This is a genomic window from Microbacterium sp. 20-116 (assembly GCF_041079415.1).
GTDB lineage: Bacteria > Actinomycetota > Actinomycetes > Actinomycetales > Microbacteriaceae > Microbacterium.
The window spans coordinates 178,716-204,930 of sequence record NZ_JBFYGP010000001.1; the positions used below are offsets into that span (position 1 = coordinate 178,716).

Annotated in this window: 26 protein-coding genes; all 26 read right to left on the reverse strand. The window is 71.0% G+C overall.

The genetic code is table 11. From position 1 onward, the window contains the following. Positions 1-2: 2 nt before the first annotated feature. Positions 3-794 (reverse strand): tryptophan synthase subunit alpha, encoded by a 792-nt coding sequence (gene trpA / locus AB6V29_RS00765; protein ID WP_369356496.1) that lies wholly within the window; start codon positions 792-794, stop codon positions 3-5. Next, positions 791-2,134, reverse strand: coding sequence for a tryptophan synthase subunit beta (gene trpB / locus AB6V29_RS00770; RefSeq protein WP_369356498.1), 1,344 nt, complete (start codon positions 2,132-2,134; stop codon positions 791-793). The genes trpA and trpB overlap by 4 nt, the downstream gene beginning before the upstream one ends. Next, positions 2,131-2,910 carry an indole-3-glycerol phosphate synthase TrpC gene (gene trpC, locus AB6V29_RS00775; RefSeq protein ID WP_307316677.1) on the reverse strand — a complete coding sequence of 260 codons (780 nt, stop codon included), beginning with the start codon at positions 2,908-2,910 and terminating at the stop codon, positions 2,131-2,133. The genes trpB and trpC overlap by 4 nt, the downstream gene beginning before the upstream one ends. Next, the gene (locus AB6V29_RS00780) at positions 2,910-3,140 is read right to left on the reverse strand and encodes a DUF6704 family protein (RefSeq protein WP_103209588.1); all 231 of its coding nucleotides are present in this window, start codon (positions 3,138-3,140) and stop codon (positions 2,910-2,912) included. Before AB6V29_RS00780 ends, trpC begins: the two co-directional genes overlap by 1 nt. A 241-nt stretch (positions 3,141-3,381) precedes the next feature. Beyond that, complete coding sequence (locus AB6V29_RS00785) at positions 3,382-3,969, reverse strand: Trp biosynthesis-associated membrane protein (RefSeq protein ID WP_210075195.1); 588 nt, start codon at positions 3,967-3,969, stop codon at positions 3,382-3,384. After that, positions 3,969-4,307 (reverse strand): phosphoribosyl-AMP cyclohydrolase, encoded by a 339-nt coding sequence (gene hisI, locus AB6V29_RS00790; protein ID WP_210075193.1) that lies wholly within the window; start codon positions 4,305-4,307, stop codon positions 3,969-3,971. Before hisI ends, AB6V29_RS00785 begins: the two co-directional genes overlap by 1 nt. Beyond that, positions 4,304-5,068 carry an imidazole glycerol phosphate synthase subunit HisF gene (hisF, locus tag AB6V29_RS00795; RefSeq protein WP_267787364.1) on the reverse strand — a complete coding sequence of 255 codons (765 nt, stop codon included), beginning with the start codon at positions 5,066-5,068 and terminating at the stop codon, positions 4,304-4,306. The genes hisI and hisF overlap by 4 nt, the downstream gene beginning before the upstream one ends. Continuing rightward, complete coding sequence (gene hisG / locus AB6V29_RS00800) at positions 5,068-5,910, reverse strand: ATP phosphoribosyltransferase (RefSeq protein ID WP_210075190.1); 843 nt, start codon at positions 5,908-5,910, stop codon at positions 5,068-5,070. Before hisG ends, hisF begins: the two co-directional genes overlap by 1 nt. Before the next feature lie 46 nt (positions 5,911-5,956). Next, the gene (locus AB6V29_RS00805) at positions 5,957-6,220 is read right to left on the reverse strand and encodes a phosphoribosyl-ATP diphosphatase (protein ID WP_094732978.1); all 264 of its coding nucleotides are present in this window, start codon (positions 6,218-6,220) and stop codon (positions 5,957-5,959) included. 630 nt (positions 6,221-6,850) lie between these two features. Beyond that, on the reverse strand, positions 6,851-7,522 hold the full coding sequence (gene rpe / locus AB6V29_RS00810; protein ID WP_210075188.1) for a ribulose-phosphate 3-epimerase: 672 nt from the start codon (positions 7,520-7,522) through the stop codon (positions 6,851-6,853). Positions 7,523-7,607: 85 nt separating this feature from the next. Next, entirely contained in the window at positions 7,608-8,978 is a 1,371-nt protein-coding gene (locus tag AB6V29_RS00815) for a transcription antitermination factor NusB (protein WP_369356500.1), read from the reverse strand. Next, complete coding sequence (gene fmt / locus AB6V29_RS00820; RefSeq protein WP_307316688.1) at positions 8,975-9,892, reverse strand: methionyl-tRNA formyltransferase; 918 nt, start codon at positions 9,890-9,892, stop codon at positions 8,975-8,977. The genes AB6V29_RS00815 and fmt overlap by 4 nt, the downstream gene beginning before the upstream one ends. A gap of 50 nt (positions 9,893-9,942) precedes the next feature. Beyond that, complete coding sequence (locus AB6V29_RS00825; RefSeq protein WP_369356502.1) at positions 9,943-11,925, reverse strand: primosomal protein N'; 1,983 nt, start codon at positions 11,923-11,925, stop codon at positions 9,943-9,945. A 76-nt stretch (positions 11,926-12,001) separates the two neighbouring features. Further along, on the reverse strand, positions 12,002-13,195 hold the full coding sequence (gene metK, locus AB6V29_RS00830) for a methionine adenosyltransferase (protein ID WP_267787360.1): 1,194 nt from the start codon (positions 13,193-13,195) through the stop codon (positions 12,002-12,004). Positions 13,196-13,311: 116 nt separating this feature from the next. Further along, a complete protein-coding gene (gene rpoZ / locus AB6V29_RS00835; protein WP_055837405.1) occupies positions 13,312-13,566 on the reverse strand; it encodes a DNA-directed RNA polymerase subunit omega in 255 nt (84 codons plus the stop codon). 103 nt (positions 13,567-13,669) lie between these two features. Continuing rightward, positions 13,670-14,524, reverse strand: coding sequence for an ABC transporter permease (locus AB6V29_RS00840; RefSeq protein ID WP_369356505.1), 855 nt, complete (start codon positions 14,522-14,524; stop codon positions 13,670-13,672). After that, complete coding sequence (locus AB6V29_RS00845) at positions 14,521-15,564, reverse strand: aliphatic sulfonate ABC transporter substrate-binding protein (protein WP_369356506.1); 1,044 nt, start codon at positions 15,562-15,564, stop codon at positions 14,521-14,523. The genes AB6V29_RS00840 and AB6V29_RS00845 overlap by 4 nt, the downstream gene beginning before the upstream one ends. After that, complete coding sequence (locus AB6V29_RS00850; RefSeq protein ID WP_369356508.1) at positions 15,561-16,388, reverse strand: ABC transporter ATP-binding protein; 828 nt, start codon at positions 16,386-16,388, stop codon at positions 15,561-15,563. Before AB6V29_RS00850 ends, AB6V29_RS00845 begins: the two co-directional genes overlap by 4 nt. A 128-nt stretch (positions 16,389-16,516) precedes the next feature. Further along, positions 16,517-17,422 carry a guanylate kinase gene (gene gmk, locus AB6V29_RS00855; RefSeq protein ID WP_369356509.1) on the reverse strand — a complete coding sequence of 302 codons (906 nt, stop codon included), beginning with the start codon at positions 17,420-17,422 and terminating at the stop codon, positions 16,517-16,519. After that, complete coding sequence (pyrF, locus tag AB6V29_RS00860; protein WP_369356511.1) at positions 17,415-18,275, reverse strand: orotidine-5'-phosphate decarboxylase; 861 nt, start codon at positions 18,273-18,275, stop codon at positions 17,415-17,417. Before pyrF ends, gmk begins: the two co-directional genes overlap by 8 nt. Next, positions 18,272-21,559 (reverse strand): carbamoyl-phosphate synthase large subunit, encoded by a 3,288-nt coding sequence (gene carB, locus AB6V29_RS00865; protein WP_369356513.1) that lies wholly within the window; start codon positions 21,557-21,559, stop codon positions 18,272-18,274. The genes pyrF and carB overlap by 4 nt, the downstream gene beginning before the upstream one ends. Beyond that, positions 21,552-22,724, reverse strand: coding sequence for a glutamine-hydrolyzing carbamoyl-phosphate synthase small subunit (carA, locus tag AB6V29_RS00870; RefSeq protein WP_369356515.1), 1,173 nt, complete (start codon positions 22,722-22,724; stop codon positions 21,552-21,554). The genes carB and carA overlap by 8 nt, the downstream gene beginning before the upstream one ends. Next, entirely contained in the window at positions 22,721-23,224 is a 504-nt protein-coding gene (locus tag AB6V29_RS00875; protein ID WP_369356516.1) for a hypothetical protein, read from the reverse strand. The genes carA and AB6V29_RS00875 overlap by 4 nt, the downstream gene beginning before the upstream one ends. Then, complete coding sequence (locus tag AB6V29_RS00880) at positions 23,221-24,543, reverse strand: dihydroorotase (protein WP_369356518.1); 1,323 nt, start codon at positions 24,541-24,543, stop codon at positions 23,221-23,223. Before AB6V29_RS00880 ends, AB6V29_RS00875 begins: the two co-directional genes overlap by 4 nt. After that, on the reverse strand, positions 24,540-25,508 hold the full coding sequence (locus tag AB6V29_RS00885) for an aspartate carbamoyltransferase catalytic subunit (RefSeq protein WP_210075163.1): 969 nt from the start codon (positions 25,506-25,508) through the stop codon (positions 24,540-24,542). The genes AB6V29_RS00880 and AB6V29_RS00885 overlap by 4 nt, the downstream gene beginning before the upstream one ends. Next, positions 25,505-26,035, reverse strand: a complete 531-nt coding sequence (pyrR, locus tag AB6V29_RS00890) for a bifunctional pyr operon transcriptional regulator/uracil phosphoribosyltransferase PyrR (RefSeq protein ID WP_210075161.1) — start codon at positions 26,033-26,035, stop codon at positions 25,505-25,507. Before pyrR ends, AB6V29_RS00885 begins: the two co-directional genes overlap by 4 nt. Between the last annotated feature and the right edge of the window lie 180 nt (positions 26,036-26,215).

Consider the following 26,215-nt stretch of genomic DNA (forward strand, 5'->3'; position numbering starts at 1 on the left):
GTCTAGGCGCGCCGCGCGGTGCCCGCAGACAGCTCGCGCGCGAGAGTCGACAGACCCTCGACGCCGCCGTCGCGGAGCGCCTTGACCAGCGCGGTGCCCACGATCGCTCCGTCGGCGTACTCGACGACACCGGCGACCTGCTCGGCGTTCGAGATGCCGATGCCCACGCACGCGTGCTTCGCGCCGAAGGATCGCAGGCGCTCCACGAGCCCGCGGGCCGCGGCATCGAGCTGCGCCCGCTCCCCCGTGATGCCCATGGTCGACACCGTGTACACGAAGCCCGTCGATGCCTCCACGATCATCTTCAGACGCTCGTCCGACGAGGTGGGGGCGGCGAGGAAGATCCGGTCGAGGCCCGAGCGCTCGCTCGCGGCGATCCAGACAGCTGCGGCGTCGGGGGTGATGTCGGGCGTGATGAGTCCCGCCCCGCCGGCCGCGACGAGTTCGTCGGCGTAGCGGTCGACGCCGTACTGCTCGACGAGGTTCCAGTAGGTCATGACGAGGATCGGCACGTCGATGCGCGCGGTGACCTCCCGGATGATCGTGAAGAGATCGCGCATGCGGAACCCGTTGGCGAGCGCCGTCTGCGTGGCCTCCTGGATTACCAGACCGTCCATCACCGGATCGCTGTAGGGAGGTCCGAGCTCGATGACGTCGGCACCGGCTTCAGCGAGGGCGACGATCGCTTCGACGCTCGAGGCGACGTCGGGGTACCCCGCGGGGAGGTACCCGACGAAAGCGCCGCGCCCTTCGGCGTGGGCGGCCTCGATCGCCGCGGAGACGCGCGAGGTCACAGCTCGACCCCGGCACCGCTCGCGGCATCGGGTGCGGCGGTGACGTCGACGGGAGAGCCGGGAGCGGATGCCACGGCCTCTGCCGCGCGCGTCTGCGGGGCGCCCTCGGGCGACGGCGAAGCCTGCTCGGCGTCGTACAGGTCGAAGTAGCGGGCGGCGGTGTCCATGTCCTTGTCGCCGCGACCCGAGAGGTTGATGGCGATCACGGCATCCGGGCCCAGCTCGCGACCGACGCGGAGAGCGCCGGCCAGGGCGTGGGCCGACTCGATCGCCGGGATGATGCCCTCGGTGCGAGAGAGCAGGCGCAGGGCCTGCATGGCCTCGTCGTCGGTGGCGGGGATGTACTGCGCGCGGCCGATGTCGGCGAGCCACGCGTGCTCGGGACCCACGCCCGGGTAGTCGAGTCCGGCCGAGATCGAGTGGGACTCGATGGTCTGGCCGTCTTCGTCCTGCAGCACATAGGTGCGCGCGCCGTGCAGCACGCCGGGACGACCGCGCTCGATGGAGGCGGCGTGCTGGGGGGTGTCGACGCCGTCGCCGGCGGCCTCCACTCCGTAGAGGGCGACGCCCTCGTCGTCGAGGAACGCATCGAACATGCCGATCGCGTTCGAGCCGCCGCCGACGCACGCGAAGACGGCGTCGGGGAGACGGCCGAGGCGCTCGAGGAACTCGGCGCGGGTCTCTTCGCCGATGATCTTCTGGAAGTCACGGACCATCGCCGGGAAGGGGTGGGGGCCGGCGGCCGTGCCGAAGATGTAGTTGGTCGTCTCGACCGAGGCGACCCAGTCGCGGTACGCCTCGTTGATCGCGTCCTTGAGGGTGCGCGACCCGGTCGTGACGGGGATGACCTCGGCGCCGAGAAGACGCATGCGCGCGACGTTGAGAGCCTGGCGCTCGGTGTCGACCTCGCCCATGTAGACGACGCACTCGAGGCCGAACAGGGCGGCGGCCGTCGCGGTGGCGACACCGTGCTGGCCGGCGCCGGTCTCGGCGATCACACGGGTCTTGCCGAGACGTTTGGTGAGCAGCGCCTGCCCCAGCACGTTGTTGATCTTGTGCGAGCCGGTGTGATTGAGGTCTTCGCGCTTGAGGAACACGCGTGCGCCGCCGGCGTGCTCGGCGAAACGCGGTACCTCGGTGAGCACCGACGGACGGCCCGCATAGTCGTGCAGCAGAGCGCGCAACTCGGCGTGGAACTCGGGATCGGCCATGGCCGACTCGTAGACCGCGGTCAGCTCGTCGATCGCCGCGATCAGCGACTCGGGCATGTACCGGCCGCCGAAGTCGCCGAAGAACGGCCCCTTCTGACCGCGAAGGTTCTGGGTGGGAGCGGTGGTCATGTCGTCTCCTGGAGGAACGCACGGAGCGTGGCGACCGGGTCGCCGGTCACGAGAGCCTCGCCCACGAGCACGACATCGGCACCCGCAGCACGGTAGTGCGCGACATCGGCGGGAGCGAGGACGGCGGACTCGGCGATCTTGATCGCATCGGCCGGGAAACGATCGGCGAGAGAGCCGAACAAATCGCGGTCGAGCTCGAAAGTTGAGAGGTTGCGGGCGTTGACGCCGATGAGCTTGGCGCCCAGCTCGGACGCACGCTGGAGTTCGTCGGCGGAGTGCGTCTCGACCAGCGCGGTCATGCCCAGGTCGGTGACGAGGCCGTAGAGCTCGGCGAGCGTCTTCTGCTCGAGGGCCGCCACGATCAACAGCACGAGGTCGGCGCCGGACGCACGCGCCTCAAGCACCTGGTAGGGCGTCGCGATGAAGTCCTTGCGCAGCACGGGGACGCTCACAGCCGATCGCACGGCCTCGAGGTCGGCGAGACTGCCCTTGAACTTGCGACGCTCGGTGAGAACGGAGATCGCGGACGCCCCGCCCTCTTCGTACAGGCGGGCCTGGCGAGCGGGGTCGGGAATCGCCGCGAGATCGCCGCGGGACGGGCTCGCGCGCTTGACCTCGGCGATGATCTTCACGCGGTCGGCGGGGGCGAGCATCGCCAGCGCATCGCGCGCAGGCGTCTGTGCGAGAGCATCGCGCTCGACCTCGGCGAGGGGGCGCGACTGGGCGCGTTCCTCGGCGTCTTCTACCGCCCCGGCCGTGAGATCGGCCAGTGCCATCAGTGAGCCTTCGGGTTGGACTTCGCGCCGTTCGCGCCGTAGCCGGCCTTGGTCATGGCCCAGCCGACGATCGCGCCGACCAGGAGCAGACCCACCGAGGCCCATACCAGGACGGGCATGTCGAGCCAGAAGAACAGCGTGCCGAGCGTGAAAGCGACGAGCATGATGATCACGGCCGTCCAGGCGGCGGGCGAGTGTCCGTGGCCGGGGTCGCCGATGGGGTTGCTCATGGGGCTCCTTACAGTCGCGCGCGAGCGCGGGGGAAAGCGTCCGATCAGTCTACCGAAACGCGGGTGCGGTCCCCGCGCCGACGTCTCGATGTCGCGACGTCTCGTGGTTCTGCCGGGCAGACGCCTGCGCGAGCGGAACGGCGCCGTCAGGCAGGTGTTCGTCGTGAGGGGTCCCGGGACCGAGGGACACGGGACGCCCGGGTGTCGGCGACCCCGGCGGGAGCCGGGAGCGTGCGGAACCTCAGGCGGTCGGGTCGTCGCCGCGCGAGAGGTCGTCCCACGAGTCGATCGCGTCGTGCGGGCGGCCTGTCTCGGCCCCCGCCTCGGTCGCGGTGCGGTACTTGCGGCTCGCCCCCGACGCCCAGCGGCGCGCGGTGACGAGGGTGAACAGGGATGCCGCGAGCAGAACGATCTGCGCGAGCAGCGTCACCGTCGGCCACGGTGTCAGCGCCAAGCTCGAGACGAGGGAGGCCACGGCATCCGTTCCCGAGATACCCGTCGCATCGGTGACGGTCGCCGCCGTCGCCGAGACCGGGGTCGCGAAGAGGATCTGCGCGGTGCCGACGCCGAGGAAGACCGCGATCAGCACGCCGAGTGCGCCGAAGACGTAGCGCAGCACGGGCCCGACGATCGAGAGGGCGGCGCCCAGGGCGAGAGCGGCGAGGCTCAGCGGCGTGAGGACCGGCAGCGCTTCGGCCCCCGGGACGGCCAGGGTCTGCTGGGCGCCGTCGTCGAGGGTGACGTCGATCCAGGTCTGCGTCGAGGCAATCACGCAGATGGCTCCGGCCAGGAGCATCGCCAGCACCGCCGAGGAACGGGCGCGACGCATCAGCGCTCCCCCACGACCGGCTGCAGGTCGTCGGCGTCGAAACAGGTGTGGTCTCCCGTGTGGCATGCGGCACCGATCTGGTCCACCTCGATGAGCAGGGTGTCGCCGTCGCAGTCGAGACGCGCCCCCTTGACGAGCTGGATGTGACCCGAGGTGTCGCCCTTGCGCCAGTACTCCTGGCGCGAGCGCGACCAGAAGGTCACACGGCCGGTGGTGAGCGTGCGGTTCAGGGCCTCGGCATCCATCCACCCCACCATGAGCACCTCGCGGGAGTCGAACTGCTGGATCACCGCGGCGACCAGGCCGTCGGCGTCGTACTTCACGCGGTCGACGCTCATCGGCGCACCTCGATCCCTTCGGCCGCCATGGCGTCCTTGACCTGTCCGACGCTCAACTGACCGGAGTGGAAGACGGATGCCGCGAGCACGGCGTCGGCGCCGGCCTGGATCGCCGGGGCGAAGTGCTCGAGCGCGCCAGCTCCTCCCGACGCGATGACCGGGACGGCGGCGACCTGGCGCATGAGGCGGACGAGTTCGAGGTCGAAGCCCTGCTTCGTGCCGTCGGCGTCGATCGAGTTGACGAGCAGCTCGCCGGCACCGCGCTCGACGGCCTCGCGCGCCCATTCGAGGGCGTCGAGGGTCGTCTCGGTGCGGCCGCCGTGGGTGGTCACCACGAAACCCGAGGGGGTGGATGCCGAGCGCTTCACATCGAGCGAGAGCACGATCACCTGCGCGCCGAAGCGGTCGGCGATCTCGCCGACCAGGTCGGGGCGCGCGATCGCGGCGGAGTTCACGCCGATCTTGTCGGCGCCGACCGCCAAGAGCCGCGCGACGTCATCGGCAGAGCGCACTCCCCCGCCGACCGTCAACGGGATGAAGACCTGTTCGGCGGTGCGGCGGACGACATCGTACGTCGTCGATCGCTCGTCGACCGTGGCGGTGACGTCGAGGAAGGTGACCTCGTCGGCACCCTGGTCGAAGTAGAGCTTCGCGAGCTCGACCGGGTCACCCATGTCGCGCAGGTCGAGGAAGTTCACGCCCTTCACGACGCGGCCGCCCGCGACGTCGAGGCACGGGATGACGCGACGCGCGAGGGTCATCAGAGCCTCGCGGCGAGGATCTCGGTGACGAGGATCGCGCGTGCGCCGATCGCGTAGAGCTCGTCCATGACGCGGTTCACGTCGCGGCGCGGGCTCATCACTCGCACGGCGACCCACTCGGGGTCGCGCAGCGGCGAGATCGTCGGGGACTCGAGGCCGGGAGCGACGGCGATGGCCTGGTCGACGAGGTTCGCGGGAAGGTCGTAGTCGACGAGGACGTACTTGCGCGCGGCCAGCACGCCGCGCAGGCGACGCAGCAGCGTCTCGGTGCCCTCGACCTCGTTCGGACCCGAGATGAGGACGGCGTCGCTCTCGAGGAGCACCGGCCCGAAGATCTCGAGCCCCGCCTGACGCAGCGTCGTTCCGGTCGAGACGACGTCGGCCACGGCATCCGCGACACCGAGCTGGACGGCCGACTCGACGGCTCCATCGAGCGGGACGATGTCAACGGCGATGCCGCGCTCGTCGAGGAACGCATCGACCAGCCCGGGGTAGGCCGTGGCGACGCGGAGACCCTCGAGGTCCTGGACGTCGGTGAAGCGACCGGGACGACCGGCGAAGCGGAAGGTGGAGCCGGCGAAGCCGAGCGACTCGACCTCGCGCGCGCCGGGCATGCGGGCGTCGAGCAGCAGGTCGCGGCCCGTGATGCCGACGTCGAGCGCTCCGGAGCCGACGTAGGTCGCGATGTCGCGCGGGCGGAGGTAGAAGAACTCGACCTCGTTGGCGGGGTCGACGGTGTACAGGTCTTTCGAGTCGCGTCGTCCGGTATATCCGGCCTCCGAGAGCATCTCGGCGGCGGTCTCGGCGAGCGACCCCTTGTTCGGCACGGCGATTCGCAGCATGACGGGGGCTTTCGTGTGGGGTGAGCTGTGGGAGGCGGGGCGTGGCTCAGAGATGTCGGTAGACGTCCTCGAGCGACAGGCCCTTCGCGAGCATGAGCGTCTGCAGGTGGTAGAGCAGCTGCGAGATCTCCTCGGCCGCGGCCTCGTCGGACTCGTACTCGGCGGCCATCCACACCTCGGCGGCCTCTTCGACGATCTTCTTGCCGATCGCGTGCACGCCGGCGTCGAGTTGCGCGACGGTGCCCGACCCCTCGGGTCGCTCGACGGCCTTGGCGCTGAGTTCCGCGAACAGGTCGTCGAAGGTCTTCACCTGTCCAGGGTATCGGGTCGGCGGGGGTGGGGCTGTCCGCCCGGGCGTCGGGGTCCCGGCATCCCGGTGCTCTCACGCATAAACGCTCTGCGCGCGCATAAACGCGGGGAGCGCGTGTTTGTGCGCGTGGATCGTGTTTATGCGTGCGGGGTGCGGGCGGCGGGCCGCCGCGCGGGGTGCTACGCGTGGGGCGCAGTGCGTGGGGCGGTGGGCCGGCGTGGGGCGTGGGCAGTGGGCGGGCGCGGGTGCGGGCCGGCGCCGGATGCGGCCGGAGCGGGCTCCCGGGCGCGCATAAACGCTCTCCGCGCGCATAAACGCGGGGAGCGCGTGTTTGTGCGCGTGGATCGTGTTTCTGCGTGTGTGAAGCGGGCGGCGGGCCGCCGCGCGGCGCGGGGTGCGGGCGCTGGGCCGGCGCGGGGCCTGGGGCGCGGGTGGTGGGCCGGCGTGGGGCGTGGGCGGTGGGCCGGCGCGGGGTGCGGGCCGGTGCCGGATGCGGCCGGAGCGGGCTCCCGGGCGCACAAACGCTCTCCGCGCGCATAAACACGGGGAGAACGCGTTTTCACGCGCGCAGAGCGTTTATGCGTGAGATGCGGCCTGGCCCGGAGCCGGCGGACCGAGCGGGCGCGACCGTCAGTGGCGGTGGCGGGCGGCGGTGGCGCGGAGGGACTGGATCGCGCGGTCGGGGTCATCGGCGCCGAAGACGGCGGAACCGGCGACGAAGGTGTCGGCCCCCGCCTCGGCCGCCTGCGCGATGGTCGACTCGCCGATGCCGCCGTCGACCTGCAGCCACACGCTCGAGCCGCGGCGCTTCGCCTCGTCGGCGAGGGCGCGGAGCTTGGGCATGGTCTCGGGCATGAACGACTGGCCGCCGAAGCCGGGCTCGACGGTCATGACGAGGATCTGGTCGAACTCGTTCAGCGACTCGAAGAGGTTCTCGACGGGCGTGCCGGGTTTGACCGCCACTCCGGCGCGAGCGCCGATCGAACGCAGCCGGCGGGCGAGGGCGATCGGGGATGCCGCGGCCTCCAGGTGGAAGGTCACGGAAGCGGCCCCGAGCTCGGCGTAGTCCGGTGCCCAACGGTCGGGGTCGTCGATCATGAGATGAACGTCGAGTGGGACGGGGCTGGTCTCCTGGATGCGGCCGACCATCTGGGGACCGAAGGTGAGGTTCGGCACGAAGTGGTTGTCCATCACGTCGACGTGCACGAAATCGGCACCCGCGATGCGCGCGAGCTCGGCTTCCATGTTCACGAAGTCGGCGGCGAGGATGCTCGGGTTGATGCGCGGGGCGTCGGTAGGCACCCGACCATTATGGGCGCGCGGCGGCTGTCGCTCCCGGCCGCCGCGCGGCGGCGGGTCCCGGCGACGCACGCGCGGGAAGTCGGAGTCAGCGCTTTCGGAGCAGGGCGATCGACATCGCGTCGGTGCCGTGGCGGTGGGGCCACAGCTGCGCGCGGAGCGAACCGTCGGCCTGCTCGGGCAGATCGATCTCGTCCTGCGCGATCGAACGCACCACGGCGCGGGCATCGAGCTCTTCGGCGGCCTCGCCGAGCGCGCGCTTGACCTCGGCGAGCACCCCCGAGGTCTCGGCGAGGTGCGGCGAGCACGTGACGTACGCCACCACCCCGCCGGGCTTGAGTGCCTCGAACGCCGCGAGCACGAGCTCCTGCTGCAGGGCGGTGAGATCCGGCACGTCGGCGGGGATCTTGCGCCACCGGGCCTCGGGACGACGACGCAGCGCGCCGATCCCCGTGCACGGGGCGTCGACGAGGATGCGGTCGTACTCGCCCGGCATCCGGGCCGCGCGAACGCGCCCGTCCTCTTCGCTCACCTCGACCTCGAGGGGGACGGATGCCACGGCCTGGCGCACCAGTCCCGCTCGGGCCGGCGCGATCTCGTTGGCGTCGAGGTGCGCGCGGTGCGCCAGCGCCTCGGCCGCGAGCAGCGCGGTCTTGCCGCCGGGGCCCGCGCACAGGTCCAGCCACCGCTCCCCCTCTCGAACCGGCAGCGCTCGGCTGAGGGCCAGCGCTGCGAGCTGCGAGCCTTCGTCCTGCACGCGGATACGGCCGTGCGAGGAACGGATGAGGCCTTCGGGGTCTCCCCCGCGCGTGGTGAAGGCGGTCGGAGCGAATCTCGTGGCGGTCGCGTCTTCGGGTACCTCGGCGAGGCCCGGCAGGGCGATCATCGCGACGCGCGGGGCGACGTTGTCGGCTTCGAGCAGTCCCTCGAGCTCGTCGGCGCGGCCCTCGGCGGTCAACGCGCGGCGCAGCGCCCGCACGATCCATACGGGATGCGAGGTGGTCAGGCCGATGCGCTCGTCGTCGCTGCGGGCGCCGGCGGCGATGCGCTGCATCCACTCTCCGGGGTTGTCGCGCGAGACGCGGCGCAGGACCGCATTCGCGAAGCCCGCAGCCCCCTTGCCGCCGCCGTGACGGCGGGCGAGCTCGACCGATTCGTTCACCGCGGCGTGGGAGGCCACGCGGGTCGAGAGCAGCTGGTGCACACCGAGGCGCAGGGCGTCGAGGACCGCGGGGTCGATGCGGTCGACCGTGCGGTCGGCGGCCACCGCGATGATCGCGTCGTACGTTCCGCGTCGACGGAGGGTTCCGTAGGTCAGCTCGGTCGCGAGTCCGGCGTCCTTGGCATCCAGCCGCTGTCGAGCGATCGCGTGCGGCAGCAGGAGGTTGGCGTAGGCCTCGTCCCCCGACACTGCCCGCAGCACCTCGAAGGCGACGGCGCGTGCTCCCTGCACGCTCATGCGCCCAGCACCGGTTCGCTCGAACGCAGGCCCCGGAACCAGTCACCGGCGGGCATCGCGCCCTTGCCGGACGGCTGGACCGTCTCGAGGCGGAGAGGAGTGGTCCCGGTGCCGACCAGAACGTCTTTTCCGGATGCCACGACCCGGCCGGGCGGCAGCGGCGGGGCCTCGGCGGGAGTCGCGCGCAGCACCTTGAAGCGCGCCCCCTCGAGCGTGGTGTGCGCGCCGGGCTCGGGGGTGACTCCGGCGATCTGGTGCAGGAGGCTCTCGGCATCCCGCGTCAGGTCGAGGGCGCCGTCTTCGAGCGTGAGCTTGGGGGCCAGGGTGGGGTCGCCCTGCTGTGGGACGGCGACCGCAGAGCCGTCGGCGATACCGTCGACGACACGCGCGAGCAGGGGGGCGCCGATCTCGGCGAGGGAGTCGAGCAGGTCGGCCGAAGTGGCCCCGGCCGGGATGTCGTAGCGCTCTTCGGCGAACACGTCTCCGGCGTCGAGCGCGGCCACCAGCTGGAAGACGCTCGCTCCCGTCGCCGTGTCACCGGCCATGAGGGCGCGCTGCACGGGGGCCGCGCCGCGCCAGCGAGGCAGCAGGGAGAAGTGCAGGTTGATCCACCCGTGCGCGGGGGTCGACAGCAGCGGTTCGCGAACGAGACCGCCATAGGCCACGATCACACCCAGCTGGGCGTCGAGGGCGGTGATGCGTTCGGTGACGTCGGCGTCGAGCCGGTCGGCCTTGATGATCGGAATGCCGAGCTCGGCGGCCGCCTGCGCGACCGGTGACGGCGTGAGGACGCGCTTGCGCCCGAGCGGGGCGTCGCTGCGGGTGACGACAGCCGCGATCTCGTGCGGGCCGGATGCCAGGGCTCGCAGCGACGGGACGGCGACGGCGGGTGTGCCGGCGAAGACGAGGCGCATGGGTCTCCTCAGACTCTCGGGAACGGACGGACGGGGTGGGGTGCCGCCGCTCAGAGGTCGGGCTCGGGGATGTCGAGGCGGACTCTGAGCGTACTGCGCGGCTTGGGGCCGCGATCCTTGCGCGACTTGCGCGCCCGGAGGGCATCGGCGATGACCCCCGCGCGCAGCGCATCGGCCACGGCGCGACCGTGGGCGTAGTCGAAGCGCACGAGGGCGCGCGAGGTCGAGGTGTCGGGGTCGGCGGAGGTGTCGACCGGGCCCAGGATCGCGAGAGCGTCGAGGTCGGGCACGCTCTCACGCAGCGACTCGAGCAGCACGTCGACGCTCCGGGCGTGTCCGTCGACGCTGGCCACGCGCACGGCCGGGGGCATGCGCAGGGGAAGCCGCTCGAGCAGTTCGGCGCGGGCGTAGGCGGGCTGGGTCCAGGTGGCGAGGGCCCGGGCGACGGGGCCGGCGACTCCCACGAGGTGCACCGGAGCGCCGGGGGCGGCGAGGGCCGCGGCATTCGACCACCATCGCAGACAGTGCTCGGCGATGCGCAGGGCCTCGTTCTGCAGCATCCGGTCGCCGTCGAGCAGGATGACGGCGCGATAGCCTCCGCGAGCGAGGGGCTCCGCGCCGCGCGTGGCGATCACCAGAGCGGGGGCGGCGTCGACCTCGGCCACCGGGTGGGCGCCGTCGGCGACGATCACGCGCGTGTTCGGGAAAGCGCGGCCGAGCTCGTCGGCGGTGCGCTCGCTGCCCGAGGAGGCCATGCGCAGCTTGGTCGAGCCGCAGTGTCCGCACGCCCAGGCGTGGGCGCTGCGGCCGCACCAGGCGCACACGGGAGTCGCGCCGGGCCGGGCCGCGCGCAGGGGGCCCGCGCAGTGCTGACAGCGCGCGGGGCGCCGGCAATCGGCGCACACGAGAGAGGGCGCGTACCCGGGACGAGCGACCTGCACGAGCACCGGACCGTGCTGCAGAGCCTCGCGGGCGGCGGCGAACGCCGACGACGGAACGCGCGACTGCCGCTGTTCTCCCTCTCGCGTCGCGCTGAGCACCACGCGCGGGCTCGGCCTGCGCGTCTGGGGGATGTCGCGGACGTATCCGACCTCGACCAGCCGCTGGACATCGGTGGTGCGGGTGTGCCCGGCGAACAGCAGGGCCGAGCCCTCGATCTCCTGGCGCACGAGGGCCGCATCGCGCGCGTGGACACCGGGGGCGAGGGGCTCGGCGAGAAGCGTGTCGCCGTCGTCCCAGATCGCCACGAGAGCGGTGTCGTGCGCGGGGGCGTAGACGCCCGAACGGCGGCCGACGACGATGCACGGCACCGGAGCGAGGGTGCGGAGGTACTGCGCATAGCGAGCCGGGCCGGACTGGTCGGAGTCGTCGCGGACGATGGCATCCGGGCTCACGAGTTCGCCCAGCGCCGCCATGAGCTGCGCCTGGTCGCGGTAGTCGGGGACCACGAGCACGGCGCTGCGCCCGCGGGCGAGGGTGTGCACCGCGGCGGACGCGAGGAGGTCGGCCCAGGCTCCGCGCGGCAGTTCGGCGTGCGGATGGGGAGGCGCGTCGAGGGCGATCCGCTCCCCCGCGTCGAGGGCGGCGGCCAGGCCCGCGTACGGAGCGAGGGTCGCCGTGGCGCGCTCGAGGGCGGCGGGAACGACCTCGGGCGGGGTGGGTGCGGGCGCGGCAGCCCACGCCTTCTCGGCGCGGACCATGCGTTTGGGCACCGCGAGGCGCAGCACGTCGCTCACCGACCCCGCCGCACGATCGGCCACCCGCCGCGCCAGCGTGTAGAGCCGCTCGGGCAGCACCGACATGGGCGAGACGACCGCCTCGACCGCTGACAGCGGTCTCTCCGAGCCGTCGTCGGCCACCACCTCGATGACGAAGGCGTCCATCATCCTCCCCGCCGAGCGCAACGGCACCTTGACCCGGACGCCCGGGGCGATGTCGGCGACCAGCGGATGAGGGACGGCGTAGTCGAACAGCCGGTCGAGCTGCGGCACGGGCGACTCCAGCTGCACGCGCGCCACGCGACGCTCGCTCACGAGGAGACTCCCCCGCCGTGAACGCCGTCGCGCGGGAAGACCTGTGGGCGGGCGGAGCGCACTCCCCCGGTCACCGTCAGAGTCCGGCGGCAGTACGCAGCTCGTCGACGCGGTCGGTGCGTTCCCACGTGAAGTCGGGCAGTTCGCGGCCGAAGTGACCGTACGTCGCGGTTCGCGCGTAGATCGGCCGCAGCAGGTCGAGCTGGTCGACGATCGCGGCCGGACGCAGATCGAACACCTCGCGGATCGCGCGCACGATGGCCTCGTCGGTGACGTGTGCGGTGCCGAACGACTCCACGTACAGGCCCACGGGGTTGGCCTTGCCGATCGCGTAGGCGACCTGCACCTCGAGCCGGTCGGCGAGACCCGCGGCGACCGCGTTCTTCGCGACCCATCGCATGGCGTACGCCGCCGAGCGGTCGACCTTCGACGGGTCCTTGCCGCTGAAGGCGCCTCCGCCGTGGCGCGACGCGCCGCCGTAGGTGTCGATGATGATCTTGCGGCCCGTGAGGCCTGCATCGCCCTTCGGGCCGCCGATGACGAACGGACCGGCAGGGTTGATGTAGTACTTCACGTCGGGCAGTTCGAGGCCGGTCTCGGCCAGCACGGGGTCGATGACCGCGGCCTGCACCTCGGCGCGCAGGTCTTCTTGCGAGATGTCGGGGTGGTGCTGGGTCGACAGAACGACGGAGTCGACCGTGCGGGGCACGAGGCCGTCGTAGCCGAGGGTGACCTGCGTCTTGCCGTCGGGGCGCAGGAACGGCAGCGATCCGTCCTTGCGGACGGATGCCAGACGTTCGGCGATGCGGTGGGCGGTCCAGGCGGCCATCGGCATGAGCTGGGGGGTTTCGTTGGTGGCGAAGCCGAACATGATGCCCTGATCGCCGGCACCCTGGAGGTCGCGCGGGTCGACGGAGCCGCGCTCGCGCTGCTCGAACGCCTTGTTGACGCCCGCGGCGATGTCGGACGACTGCGCCCCGATCGAGACGGAGACGCCGCACGACTCACCGTCGAAGCCGGTGTCGCTCGAGGTGTACCCGATGCGGTTGACCACGTCGCGAACGATCGCCGGGATCTCGACGTAGGCGCTCGTGGACACCTCGCCGGCCACGTGCACGAGGCCGGTCGTCACGAGCGTCTCGACGGCCACGCGACCGGTGGGGTCCTCGGTGAGGATGGCATCGAGGATGCTGTCGGAGATCTGATCGCAGATCTTGTCGGGGTGACCCTCGGTGACGGACTCGGACGTGAAAAGGCGCAGGTCGGTCAAGGCGACTCCGGAGAAGTGTGGGGCGGGGATGGGCACAAGTATGCCCCGGGCGGCGATCGGCCGCCCGGGGCATCGTCACATCTGTGAACAGATCGCGAAAGTGCGCAGGCTGGGGATCACTCCGCAGCGCGCAGGCGCAGCTTGTCTTCGTGGATCTCGTGCAGAGCGATCGTCAGGGGCTTGTCCTCGACGGTGGAGTCCACGAGCGGGCCCACGTTGTCGAAGAGGTTTCCCTCGTGCAGGTCGGAGTAGTAGTCGTTGATCTGACGCGCGCGCTTGGACGCGTAGATGACGAGCTGGTACTTCGAGTCGACCTTGTCGAGCAGAGCGTCGATGGGCGGGTCGATAATGCCCTTGTCACGTCCGGCCATGGGAACCTCCTGGTGCGGCGGATGAGGTGGATGCGGCGCCGGGAGCGCCGAAGCATTCGACCAGTCTACCGCGCCGGGCTGCAATATCGCGTCGGGACCGCCGTCACGTCCAGCGGCGCAGCAGACGCTTCTCGATCACGCTGAGGATGGCGTTGGACAGCGCCCCCAGAACCGCCAGCAGCGCGATGGTCAGCAGGATGCGGTCGACGCGGCCGTTCTGCTGCGACAGCGTCAGGAGGAATCCGAGGCCCATCGACGCGGCGATGAGCTCGGAAGCGACCAGGAAGAGCCATGACTGCGCCATCGCCAGCCGCAGTCCCGAGACGAGGGAGGGCACGACGGCCGGCAGCTGCACCGCGCGGAACAACTCCCAGCCGCGCAGGCTGAAGGAGCGCCCCATCTCGACGAGCTGCGCGTCGACGTGACGCAGGGCGCCGGCCACGGTCGTGAAGATCGGGAAGAAGGCGCCGACGGCGATGAGGGTGACCTTCGAATCCTCGCCGATCCCCATCCACAGCAGCAGGAGCGGAACGAGAGCGAGTGAGGGGATCGCACGGATGGCGGCGAGAGTGGGGCTCAACAGCACGTCCCCCGCACGGGTGAGGCCCACCAGGGCCGCGACCGCCAGCCCGACGAGCGAACCCACGGTGAAGCCGACCAGCACCCGCTGCACCGAGATGGTGATATGACGCCACAACTCCCCGGACTCCGCCAGACCGACGGCGGCGGTGACGACGGACGCGGGCGGAGGCAGCCGGTACACCGGCACGAGCCCGACCGAGGTGGTGATCTGCCAGACCGCGAGAAGCAGGACGGGGATGACGAGTCCCCCGACCACGTGCACAGCCGGCCGCGACCAGAACGAGCGCGTCGCCGCCACGGTGACTCCCCCCTGGTCTGCGACCCCGGTGCGCCCCGTCCGCGTCTCGACCGCGAAGCGGCTGGCGCCGGCGGTCATCGATCGCCCGTCGCGGAGCGGGCGAAGTCGTCGTGCACGATCGACTCGAGGGCCGTCTGCACGGCCTGGTCACCACCCTGCACGGCATCGGACTGGACGAGCACGGGGGCGATCACGCGCAGCACCGCGAGCTGATCGTCGCCGGGGATACCGCTCACATCGAGGTTCGAGCGTTCGCCGATGACGGTGGTGGCCACCGCCGGATCGATGCCGGCGACCTCCGCGAGCAGCGCTGCGGTCTCGTCGGGGTTCTCGAGTGCCCACGTGCGGGCCTGCTCGTATGCGTCGACGATCACCTGTGCGACGTCGGGATGGTTGTCGATGAAGTCCTCGGTCGCGTTGAGGAAACCATAGGAGTTGAAATCGACGTTGCGATACAGCAGCTTCGCGCCCGACTCAGCCTCCGCGGCGGCCATGATCGGGTCCAATCCCGCCCAGGCGTCGACCGAACCGGCGGCCAGGGCCGCGCGACCGTCGGCATGCTGCAGGTTCTGCAGCTGCACGTCGCCGAGCCCGAGTCCGGCGGTCTCGAGCGCCTGCAGGAGGAAGAAGTACGGATCCGTACCCGGCGTCGCAGCTATCGACGTGCCGGCGAGGTCGGCGACCGAGGTGATGTCGCTGTCGGCGGAGACGACCAGGGCCGACCATTCGGGCTGGGAGTAGATGTCGATGACCTTGATGGGCGATCCGTTGGCTCGGGCCAGCAGGGCAGCCGACCCCGCGGTGGAGCCGACGTCGATGGATCCCGCCCGCAGGAACTCGTTGGCCTTGTTCGAGCCGGCCGACTGCACCCATTCGACCGTCACCGCGTCGCCGAGGGCCTTCTCGACGAGTCCCTGGTCGCGCACGATCAGGCTGAGCGGGTTGTAGGTGGCGAAGTCCAAGGTCACGGTGTCGGTCGACCACTCCCCCGCCGCGGAGGCACCGCCTGCTCCGGCCGAGGAGGGAGCGTTCTCGCCGGCGAGGCATCCGGTGAGCACGAGGACGAGCGCCCCCGCGATCGCGGTGGCGGGGACGAGGCGGCGGGACAGGGGGCTCATGGGGTCTCCTGGCGAGAGTGATGGACAGTGTGCACGCCGAGCCCGTTCAGGAGTTCGACGCGCAGGGCGGTCAGGGTGTGGTCGGCGCGATCGCGAGGACGGGCGCCCGGTACCTCGATCACGCGCGAGACGGATGACGCGGCATCGTCGTCGCCGAGCGCACGCAGGAGCACGACCCGGTCGGCGAGGTACAGCGCCTCCTCCACGTCGTGCGTGACGAGCACGATGGTGGTGGGGCGGGATGCGTGGATCTCGAGCAGCAGGTCCTGCATACGCAGCCGGGTGAGGGCGTCGAGGGCGCCGAACGGCTCGTCGAGCAGCAGGACCTCGGGGTCGCGGGCGAGCGCTCGCGCGAGCGAGGCGCGCTGCGCCATTCCTCCGGAGACCTCGCGCGGACGGTGCGCCGCAGCGGCCTCGAGCCCGACGAGGTCGAGCAGCTCGGCCACGCGCGCCGTTCCGGAGCGCCGGTCGGTGCTGCGCGGGAGCCCGAGCGCGACGTTCTGGGCGAGGGTGCGCCAGGGCAGCAGGCGCGGCTCCTGGAACGCCATCGCTGTGCGGGCATCGGTGGCGCGCACGGCCGTGCCGTCGACGGTGATGCGGCCGGCGGTGGGGCTGTCCAACCCGCCGAGGAGGCGCAGGAGCGTCGACTTGCCGCAGCCCGATGGACCGATGACGGTGACGATCTCGGCGGGCGCCAGATCGAGCTGGATGCCGCGCAGCACGGTGCGCGTCGCGCCGAAGGTGCGCTCGACGCCTCGGAGCGATACGGTTTCGCGGGGCGCGGCGCTACGACCGACAGCGGGAGGACGAACGGCAAGGGGCATGCCCCCACCCTGGCGGCATCGCCGTCGTCCGCCGAGTCAGGTGTAACGTGGCGCAACCTCGCGGGGACCGGCAGCGAGGTCGCGGGAGTCCATCCCGCCGTCGACCGACGGTGCGCGCCGGTGACCGCTCAGCGCTGTGCCGCCGCCAGGGCGACGACCTCCGCAGCGGCCGAGTCGACGTTCTCGTTCACGACGCGGTAGTCGAACTCGTTCTGGGCCGCGAGTTCGACACGCGCCGTGCGCAATCGTCGGGCACGCTCCTCGGCATCCTCGGTCCCGCGCCCGACCAGACGCTGGACGAGCTCGTCCCAGCTCGGCGGCAGCAGGAAGACCAGGGTCGCCGAAGGATCGGCGGCGCGCACCTGACGGGCACCCTGCAGATCGATCTCGAGCAGGGCGGTGCCGCCGTCGGCGAGCACCCGCTCGATGGGTGCGCGCGGAGTGCCATAGCGGTTCTTGTTGTGCACGACGGCCCACTCCAGCAGCTCGCCCGAGGCGACCAGACGGTCGAACTCGGCGTCGTCGACGAAGTAATAGTGCTCGCCCTCGACCTCGCCCGGGCGCGGCGCACGGGTGGTGGCCGAGACCGAGAGGTGGATCTCGGGGTAGTTCTGCTTGATGTGGGCGGCGACCGTGCCCTTGCCGACCGCGGTGGGTCCGGCGAGCACGATGAGACGACTGCGGCCCTCACGCGGCCCGGGCTCGGGCCAGCGCGTGTCGAGGTACTGCCGCAGGGCGTCGCGCTGGCGCGTGCCGAGGCCGCCGAGGCGTTTCACCGGCGAGATCGAGAGCGAGGCGAGGATGCGGTCGCGCTTGCTCTCGCCGATCGCGGGGATCGCCGTGAGGAACTCCGTCACGCGCATCGCACCGGCCGCGGAGAGCGGGTCGGCGAGTCCCCGGCGCAGCAGCTCCTGCGGCGAGATGACGCGCGTCGACACGTCGCGCTTGAGCGCGGCGCGCTCGCGACGGGCCTCGACGGCGCGGCGCGAGGCGGCGGCGCGGTCGACCTCGGGTGGGCGACGGTTTTCAGCCATGCAGGGACTCCCGGTAGAGCGCGGCGCGCTCATCGATGCGGGTGGCGAGACGGTCGGGTCCGACCGCGAGGATGCTTCGGCTCTCGTTGGCCACGACGGCCTTCGCGACGTAACCGAAGAGGCGGCGCAGATCGGCAGGGGCTGCCCCCTGCGCGCCGAAACCCGGGGCGAGGATCGGCATGCCCGCCAGAGCCACGTCTCCGAGGCCGAAAGCGGTGCGGTCCACCGTGGCTCCGACGACGACTCCCACGGGACCCAGGGCCCCGGGTGCGCCGATGTTGGCCTGGTTGACGTCGTGCGCCACGCGCGCGGCGACATGCTCGTGATCGCCCACGGCTTGCGCGTCGTCGACGATCGCGCTCTGCAGCGCACGCGCCTCGGGGTTGCTCGTCGCGGTCAGCACGAACGCGCCCTTTCCGTGGTGCACCGCGAGCGACAGCGTGTCGCGCAACGAGTCGGCACCCATGTACGGCGATAGGGTCACGGCATCCGCCTCGAGGGGCGAGCCGGGTTCGAGCCACGCGTGGGCGTAGCCCTCCATGGTCGTACCGATGTCACCGCGCTTGGCGTCGGCGATCACCAGGAGCCCGGCGTCGCGGGCGCCCGCCATCACGTCCTCCAGTGCGGCGAAACCGCGGGAGCCGTAGCGCTCGAAGAACGCCACCTGCGGCTTGACCACGCCGACCCGCCCGCGGGCGGCCTCGACCACTCGCAGGCCGAACTCGCGCGCGCCCTCGGCCGTGGCATCCAGCCCCCACGCCGACAGCAGCGCGGCGTGGGGGTCGATGCCGACGCACAGGGAGCCGTGCAGGTCGAGGGCGGCGCTGAGCCGCTGTCCGAAGGTGTCGCTCACAGACGCCCCGCGCGATCCACGGCGTACTCCTGAAGGCTGCGCACTCCGAAGCCGTCCTTCATCGCGCCCAGGGCGCTCACCGCGGCGCCGAGCACGGCCATCGTGGTGAACAGGGCCTTGTCGGCGGCCACCGCGGCTGCGCGGATCTCGTACCCGTCGGCACGGGCCGTGCCGCCCGAGGGCGTGTTGACGATCATGTCGATCTCGCCGGCGTTGATCAGGTCGACCACGTTCTGCTGGTCGGACCCCTGCGTCTCGGAGTACTTCTCGACGACCTTGACCCGGATGCCGTTGCGGGCCAGGATCTCGGCGGTGCCCTCGGTCGCCATGAGCTCGAAGCCGAGCTCCTGCAGGCGGTGGGCGGGCAGGATGACGGCGCGCTTGTCGGCGTCGGCGACCGAGATGAAGACGGTGCCGGAGGTCGGCATACCGCCGTACGCGGCTTCCTGCGACTTCGCGAACGCCGTCGGGAAGTCGCGGTCGATGCCCATGACCTCACCGGTGGAGCGCATCTCGGGTCCGAGGACCGAGTCGACGGTGTGACCGTCGGCGGTGCGGAACCGCTTGAACGGCAGCACGGCCTCCTTGACGGCGACGGGGGCGTCGAGCGGCACGCGCGAGCCGTCCTGCTCGGGGAGCAGCCCCTCGGCGACGAGCTCGGCGATGGTGTTGCCGACCATGATCCGGCTGGCGGCCTTCGCGAGCGGGATGCCCAGGGCCTTCGACACGAAGGGCACGGTGCGGCTGGCGCGGGGGTTCGCTTCGATGACGTAGAGGACTCCCGCCGAGATCGCGAACTGCACGTTCAGCAGACCGCGGACGCCGACGCCCTTCGCGATCGCGAGGGTCGCCTCGCGGACGCGGTCGACCTCTGTGCGACCGAGCGAGACCGGCGGAAGCGTGCACGAGGAGTCACCGGAGTGGATGCCGGCCTCTTCGAGGTGCTCCATGACGCCGCCGATGTACAGGTCGGTGCCGTCGTACAACGCGTCGACGTCGAGCTCGATCGCGTCGTCGAGGAAACGGTCCACGAGCAGCGGGAGCCCGGGGCCGATGATCGCCTGGTCGGCGACGCGAACGAAGTAGTCGCGCAGCGCCTCGGTGGAGTACACGATCTCCATGCCGCGACCGCCGAGCACGAAGCTCGGGCGAACCAGCACGGGGTAGCCGATCTCCTCGGCCACGGTGACCGCGCCCTCGACATCGATCGCCGTTCCGTTGCGCGGGGCGACGAGACCGGCCTCGTCGAGCAGGCGCGAGAACAGCTCGCGCTCCTCGGCGAGGTCGATCGCCTCGGGGCTGGTGCCGAGGATCGTGTAGCCGGCGGCCTCGATCCCCTTGGCCAGGCCCAGCGGCGTCTGACCGCCGAGCTGACACACGACGCCGAGGATCCGACCCGACTGGGACTCGGCATGCAGCACCTCGAGCACGTCCTCGAGCGTCAACGGCTCGAAGTACAGGCGGTCGGAGGTGTCGTAGTCGGTCGAGACCGTCTCGGGGTTGCAGTTGACCATGACGGTCTCGTACCCGGCAGCCGACAGAGCGAACGACGCGTGCACGCAGGAGTAGTCGAACTCGACGCCCTGACCGATGCGGTTGGGGCCCGAGCCGATGATGACGACCTTGGTGCGGTCGGAGGGGGTGACCTCGGTCTCGGCGTCGTACGAGGAGTAGTGGTACGGCGTGAGCGCCGGGAACTCCCCCGCGCACGTGTCGACGGTCTTGTAGACCGGGCGCACGTCGAGCGCGTAACGGCTCTCGCGCACCGCGGCCTCGTCGATCCCGCGGATCTCGGCGATCTGGGCGTCGCTGAAACCGTGCTCTTTCGCCGTGCGGAGAGTCTCGGCATCCAGCTCCGATGCCTCGCCGATGAAGTCCGCGACCTCGTTGATGAGGACCATCTGATCGATGAACCACGGATCGATCTTGGTCGCCTCGAAGGCCTGCTCCGCCGTCGCGCCCTTGCGCAGCGCCTGCTGCAGGACGACGATGCGGCCGTCGGTCGGCGTCTTCGAGACCTTGAGCAGCTCGTCGACCGAGCGCGACTCCTCGCCCCAGTGGAAGCTCGACCCGCGCTTCTCGAGAGAGCGCAGGGCCTTCTGCAGCGCCGTGGTGTAGTTGCGGCCGATCGCCATGGCCTCGCCCACCGACTTCATGGTGGTGGTGAGGGTGGTGTCGGCGGCCGGGAACTTCTCGAAGTTGAAGCGCGGCACCTTCACCACGACGTAGTCGAGCGTGGGCTCGAAGCTCGCCGGCGTGACCTTGGTGATGTCGTTGGGGATCTCGTCGAGACGGTAGCCGATCGCGAGCTTGGCGGCGATCTTCGCGATCGGGAAGCCCGTCGCCTTCGACGCGAGCGCCGAGGAGCGCGAGACGCGCGGGTTCATCTCGATCACGATGATGCGGCCGGTCGCGGGGTCGACGGCGAACTGGATGTTGCAGCCGCCGGTGTCGACGCCCACGGCGCGGATGATGTCGATGCCGATGTCGCGCAGGCGCTGGAACTCGCGGTCGGTCAGCGTGAGGGCGGGCGCCACGGTGATCGAGTCGCCGGTGTGGACGCCGACCGGATCGACGTTCTCGATCGAGCAGACGACCACCGTGTTGTCGGCGGTGTCGCGCATGAGCTCGAGCTCGTACTCTTTCCACCCGAGGATCGACTCTTCGAGGAGCACCTCGTTGGTGGGCGAGTCGTGCAGGCCCGCGCCGCCGATGCGGCGGAGGTCGGCCTCGTCGTAGGCGAAGCCCGAGCCCAGGCCGCCCATCGTGAAGGAGGGGCGGACGACCAGCGGGTAGCCCAGCTTCTCGGCACCGGCGAGGAGTTCGTCCATGGAGTGGCAGATGACGGATGCCGCCACGTCGGCGCCCGCCTCGATGACGAGCTCCTTGAAGATCTGGCGGTCCTCACCGCGGTTGATCGCGTCGAAGTCGGCGCCGATGAGCTCGACGTCGTACTTCTCGAGGATGCCGCGCTTGTGGAGCTGGATCGCCGCGTTCAGCGCCGTCTGGCCGCCGAGCGTGGGGAGAACGGCATCCGGCTTCTCTTTGGCGATGATCGACTCGATGACCTCGGGGGTGATCGGCTCGATGTAGGTCGCGTCGGCGAAGTCGGGGTCGGTCATGATCGTCGCGGGGTTGGAGTTGACGAGGATGACGCGCACCCCCTCTTCGCGGAGCACGCGGCACGCCTGGGTGCCGGAGTAGTCGAACTCGCAGGCCTGACCGATGACGATCGGGCCGGAGCCGATGACGAGGACGGAGTTGATGTCGTCGCGCTTAGGCATTCTTCTTGGTCTCCATCGTCGCGAGAACCATCTCGCGGAAGCGGTCGAACAGGTAGTTGGCGTCGTGCGGGCCCGAGGCCGCCTCGGGGTGGTACTGGACGCTGAACGCGGGGATGTCGAGGGCGCGTAGCCCCTCGACGACGTTGTCGTTGAGGCCGATGTGGCTCACCTCGACGCGGCCGAAGCCGTTCGGGCTGTCAACGACCTGGTCGAGCGGGGCGTCGACGGCGAAGCCGTGGTTCTGCGAGGTGATCTCGACGCGGCCGGTGGTCTTGTCGAGCACCGGCTGGTTGATGCCGCGGTGGCCGAAGGGCAGCTTGTAGGTGCCGAAGCCGAGGGCGCGGCCCAGCAGCTGGTTGCCGAAGCAGATGCCGAAGAAGGGCAGGCCGTCGCCGAGCACGGCGCGCAGCAGCTCGACGTGCTGATCGGATGCCGCGGGGTCGCCGGGGCCGTTCGAGTAGAACGCCGCGACGGGCTCGATCGCGCGGATGTCGTCGATCGTGGCGGACTGCGGGAAGACGTGCACGTCGAACCCGCGGGCGGCGAGGTTCACGATCGTGGACTGCTTGACGCCCAGGTCGAGCACCGCGAGGTTGCCGATGCGCTCGGCCGTGGCCGGGGTGACCTCGACCTCGCTGACCGAGACCTCGGCCGAGAGGTTGCGGCCCGCCATGCCCGGGGCCTCGAGCACGCGGCGCAGCTGCTCGTCGGGCGCGAGGTTCGCCGCCTCGCCCGAGAAGACGCCGCCGCGCATGCTGCCCGAGGAGCGGATGCGCCGGGTGACGGCGCGGGTGTCGATACCCGCGATGCCGACGATCCCGTCCTCGACGAGGGCGTCGTCGAGCGAACGGTCGGCGCGCCAGTTCGACACCATGCGCGAGGGGTCGCGCACGACGTAGCCGGCGACCCAGATGCGACGCGACTCGGGGTCTTCGTCGTTCACGCCGGTGTTGCCGATGTGGGGCGCGGTCTGCAGGACGATCTGACCCGCGTACGAGGGGTCGGTGATGGTCTCTTGATAGCCGGTCATGCCGGTGGCGAAGACGACCTCGCCGAGGGTCTCGCCGCGTGCGCCGTAGGCACGGCCGGTGTAGCGGGTGCCGTCTTCGAGCACGAGGACGGCGGGGTCTCGCGTGAGGCGCGAGGAACTGATCAGGGCGGTCATGCGTCGCTTCCTGTCGTGGTGATGAGGGGACGGATGGCGTCGGCGAGGGCTTTCGCCGAGGCCTCCTGGGGTCGGAGGTAGGTGTCGACGACGGTCTCGTCGTCGATGCGCCAGCTGACGCGCGTCAGGCCGTCGCGCTCGACCACGCGGTCGATGGCGACGGTGGCTTGAGCGGCATCCACCAGTCGGTCGCGGTCGAGCACGATGCGTGGCTGGCCTCGGAGGTCGAGCGCGACGCCGGCCGTGGTGACGGTGACGTCGAGGCGGGAGCGGAAGCCGAGACCCTTGATGGCGAGCCGCTCGAGCGGCTCGTCGTGCCGGGTCGTGGCGACGTAGAGCCCCGAGAACACCGCCGTCTCGACGGAGCCTTCGGGCAGCTCCCCCACGGGGGCGGAGTAGCGCGCATCGCGCCGCGTTCGTCGTACCCAGGCCCACGCGAGCAGGGCGAGCAGGACGACGGCCACGCCGACCATGACGAGCAGGGCGCCCTCGCGGCTCACGAGAGCGCTCCGGGGGCGTCGAGCACGGCACCGTCGGCGACGGTCGGGATGCCGGCACGCACGGTCCAGCGCACCTCTCCGGGCAGCTCCCGGCCGAGGTAGGGCGAATTCGTGCTGCGTCCCGCGAGATCGTCGAGTCCGAACGCACGCGAGGGGCGCGGGTCGTAGAGCGTGAAGGTGGCGGGCTGTCCCTCGGCCACGGGCGTGCCGTGGCCGTCGAGGCGACCGATGCGCGCCGGGGTCGCCGACATCACCCGGGCGACGTCGGCCCAGGTCATCAGGCCCGTCTCGATCATCGCCTGATGGACGACCCGCAGGGCGCTCTCGAGCCCGACCATGCCGTTGGCCGCCGCCGCCCACTCGCAGGCCTTCGCCTCGGTGGGGTGCGGAGCGTGGTCGGTGGCCACGATGTCGATCGTGCCGTCGGCCAGGCCCTCGCGCACCGCGAGGACGTCCTCTTCGCGGCGCAGCGGCGGGTTGACCTTGAAGCGGGCGTCGTAGTCGCGCACGAGCTCGTCGGTCAGCAGCAGGTGATGCGGGGTGACCTCGGCGGTGACGTTGACGCCCCGCTTCTTGGCCCAGCGGATGATGTCGACCGAACCCGCGGTGCTGAGGTGGCACACGTGCAGGCGCGAGCCCACGTGCTCGGCCAGCAGGACGTCGCGGGCGATGATCGATTCCTCGGCGACCGCGGGCCAGCCGGCGAGACCGAGCTCGGCCGAGACGGAGCCCTCGTTCATCTGGGCGCCCTCGGTCAGGCGGGGGTCCTGGGCGTGCTGGGCGATGACGCCGTCGAACGCCTTCACGTACTCCAGCGCGCGACGCATGATGAGCGGGTCGAAGACGCAGAACCCGTCGTCGCTGAAGACGCGGACGCGAGCGCGCGAATCGGCCATCGCGCCGAGCTCGGCGAGACGTTCGCCCTTCTGTCCCACGGTCACGGCGCCGATCGGCTGCACGTGCACATAGCCGGCGGCCTCGCCGAGGGCGAGCTCCTGCTCGACCACGCCCGCGGTGTCGGCCACGGGCGAGGTGTTGGGCATGGCGAAGACGGTGGTGAAGCCACCGGCGGCGGCCGCCCGGGAGCCGGTCAGGATCGTCTCGGACGCCTCGTACCCCGGTTCGCGAAGGTGCACGTGCAGATCGACCAGACCGGGCAGGGCGATGAGCCCATCGGCGTCGACGACCGTGGCGCCCGCGTGTGACAGACCGGAACCGGTCTCGGCGACGACCCCGTCGCGCACGAGGAGATCCGTGGCATCGTGGCCCTCGATGCGCGCGCCGCGCACCAGAAGCGTCTGGGGGGTGGCGTGGCTCATCGGAGGTCCTCTTTCTCGGTGTGGGGCCGTTCGCCCGCCAGAAGCAGGTAGAGAACGGCCATCCGCACGGAGACACCGTTCGTGACCTGCTCGAGCACCGTCGAACGAGGCGAATCGGCGGCTTCGGCGGAGATCTCCAGACCCCGGTTCATCGGACCGGGGTGCAGGACAATGCTACCGTCCGGCAGAGCCTGCAAACGCCGCGCGTCGAGACCGTACCGGCGGGAATACTCCCGTTCAGTCGGGAAATACGCGGCACTCATGCGCTCGAGCTGGATGCGGAGCATCATGAGGGCGTCCGGACCCGCTGCGATCGCATGATCGAGGTCGTAGTCGATCTCCACGGGCCAACCGCTGACGTCCTGCGGCACGAGCGTGGGCGGGGCGACAAGGGTGACCTGGGCGCCCAGGGTGTGCAGCAGCCAGACGTTCGAGCGCGCGACGCGCGAGTGCAGCACGTCGCCGACGATCGTCACCCGGATGCCGCTGAGGTCGCGGCCGCGGCTGTCGTCGCCGAACAGGCGCTTGCGGATCGTGAACGCGTCCAGCAGGGCCTGGGTCGGGTGCTCGTGCGTGCCGTCGCCGGCGTTCACCACGCCCGCGCTGATCCAGCCGGAGGTCGCGAGGGTCCGAGGAGCGCCGGAGGCTCCGTGGCGGATGACCACGGCATCCGCCCCCATCGCCTGAAGGGTCTGCGCGGTGTCCTGGAGCGACTCGCCCTTGCTGACGCTCGAGCCCTTCGCCGAGAAGTTGATGACGTCGGCGGAGAGGCGCTTGGCGGCGGCCTCGAACGAGATGCGCGTGCGCGTGGAGTCCTCGAAGAAGAGGTTGACGACGGTCTTTCCGCGCAGGGTCGGAAGCTTCTTGACCTCGCGACGCTGGGTGTCGGCCATGTCTTCGGCGACGTCGAGGATCTGCAGGGCGTCATCGCGCCCGAGGCGCTGCGTGTCGAGGAGGTGCCTCATGATTCGATCGTCACCTCCTCGACGCCGTCGATCTCGGCGAGGCGCACGTTGACACGCTCGTCACGGGCGCTGGGGAGGTTCTTGCCCACGAAGTCGGGGCGGATCGGCAGTTCGCGGTGACCGCGGTCGATCAGCGTCGCAAGGCGCACGGCGGCGGGGCGGCCGATGTCCTGCAGAGCATCGAGGGCGGCACGGATGCTGCGGCCCGAGAACAGCACGTCGTCGATCAGCACGACAGTCTTGCCGTCGATGCCCCCGGCGGGGATCTCGGTCTTCCGCGGGGACCGCGTGGGATTGCGGTGCAGATCGTCGCGGTACATCGTCACGTCGAGGGAGCCGACCGCGACGGGAGCACCGCCGAACTCGCTGACGAGAGGGCCGATCCGATTCGCGAGCGTGACGCCGCGGGTCGGGATGCCGAGGAGGACGAGTCCCTCCGGTCCTTTGTTGGACTCCAGGATCTCGTGCGATATGCGCGTCAAAGCGCGGGCGATATCGGCATCGTGCATGACGGTGCGCGTATTCATCCGCCGCTCCCTTCTCCGCCTCACGGGACGGGGTTAAAGGTTGCTGTGGTTCTCGGACCAGTCTAGCGGGTGGGCCGGCCGGATGCCGTGGAGAGAAGCTGTGCGGCGGGGGTCCGTATCAGCGGGGTAGCTCGGCGACCCCGTCGCCGTCGGCCGCACCCGCGCATCCGGCGAGAAGCG

Bases quoted from the DNA above. Each gene is read 5' to 3' on its own strand.
- AB6V29_RS00815 (WP_369356500.1), bottom strand. From the start codon at position 8,978: ATGAGCGTGCAGGGAGCACGCGCCGTCGCCTTCGAGGTGCTGCGGGCA.
- AB6V29_RS00850 (WP_369356508.1), bottom strand. From the start codon at position 16,388: ATGCCCCTTGCCGTTCGTCCTCCCGCTGTCGGTCGTAGCGCCGCGCCC.
- rpoZ (WP_055837405.1), bottom strand. From the start codon at position 13,566: ATGGCCGGACGTGACAAGGGCATTATCGACCCGCCCATCGACGCTCTG.
- hisG (WP_210075190.1), bottom strand. From the start codon at position 5,910: ATGCTGCGAATCGCCGTGCCGAACAAGGGGTCGCTCGCCGAGACCGCC.
- trpC (WP_307316677.1), bottom strand. From the start codon at position 2,910: ATGGCACTGGCCGATCTCACGGCCGGGGCGGTAGAAGACGCCGAGGAA.
- trpB (WP_369356498.1), bottom strand. From the start codon at position 2,134: ATGACCACCGCTCCCACCCAGAACCTTCGCGGTCAGAAGGGGCCGTTC.
- AB6V29_RS00840 (WP_369356505.1), bottom strand. From the start codon at position 14,524: ATGACCGCCGGCGCCAGCCGCTTCGCGGTCGAGACGCGGACGGGGCGC.
- AB6V29_RS00885 (WP_210075163.1), bottom strand. From the start codon at position 25,508: ATGAGGCACCTCCTCGACACGCAGCGCCTCGGGCGCGATGACGCCCTG.
- gmk (WP_369356509.1), bottom strand. From the start codon at position 17,422: ATGGCTGAAAACCGTCGCCCACCCGAGGTCGACCGCGCCGCCGCCTCG.
- AB6V29_RS00880 (WP_369356518.1), bottom strand. From the start codon at position 24,543: ATGAGCCACGCCACCCCCCAGACGCTTCTGGTGCGCGGCGCGCGCATC.
- fmt (WP_307316688.1), bottom strand. From the start codon at position 9,892: ATGCGCCTCGTCTTCGCCGGCACACCCGCCGTCGCCGTCCCGTCGCTG.
- carB (WP_369356513.1), bottom strand. From the start codon at position 21,559: ATGCCTAAGCGCGACGACATCAACTCCGTCCTCGTCATCGGCTCCGGC.
- carA (WP_369356515.1), bottom strand. From the start codon at position 22,724: ATGACCGCCCTGATCAGTTCCTCGCGCCTCACGCGAGACCCCGCCGTC.
- hisF (WP_267787364.1), bottom strand. From the start codon at position 5,068: ATGACCCTCGCGCGTCGCGTCATCCCGTGCCTCGACGTCGCGGGCGGC.
- AB6V29_RS00780 (WP_103209588.1), bottom strand. From the start codon at position 3,140: ATGAGCAACCCCATCGGCGACCCCGGCCACGGACACTCGCCCGCCGCC.
- pyrR (WP_210075161.1), bottom strand. From the start codon at position 26,035: ATGAATACGCGCACCGTCATGCACGATGCCGATATCGCCCGCGCTTTG.
- hisI (WP_210075193.1), bottom strand. From the start codon at position 4,307: ATGAGCGTCGACCGCGTGAAGTACGACGCCGACGGCCTGGTCGCCGCG.
- AB6V29_RS00785 (WP_210075195.1), bottom strand. From the start codon at position 3,969: ATGCGTCGCGCCCGTTCCTCGGCGGTGCTGGCGATGCTCCTGGCCGGA.
- AB6V29_RS00845 (WP_369356506.1), bottom strand. From the start codon at position 15,564: ATGAGCCCCCTGTCCCGCCGCCTCGTCCCCGCCACCGCGATCGCGGGG.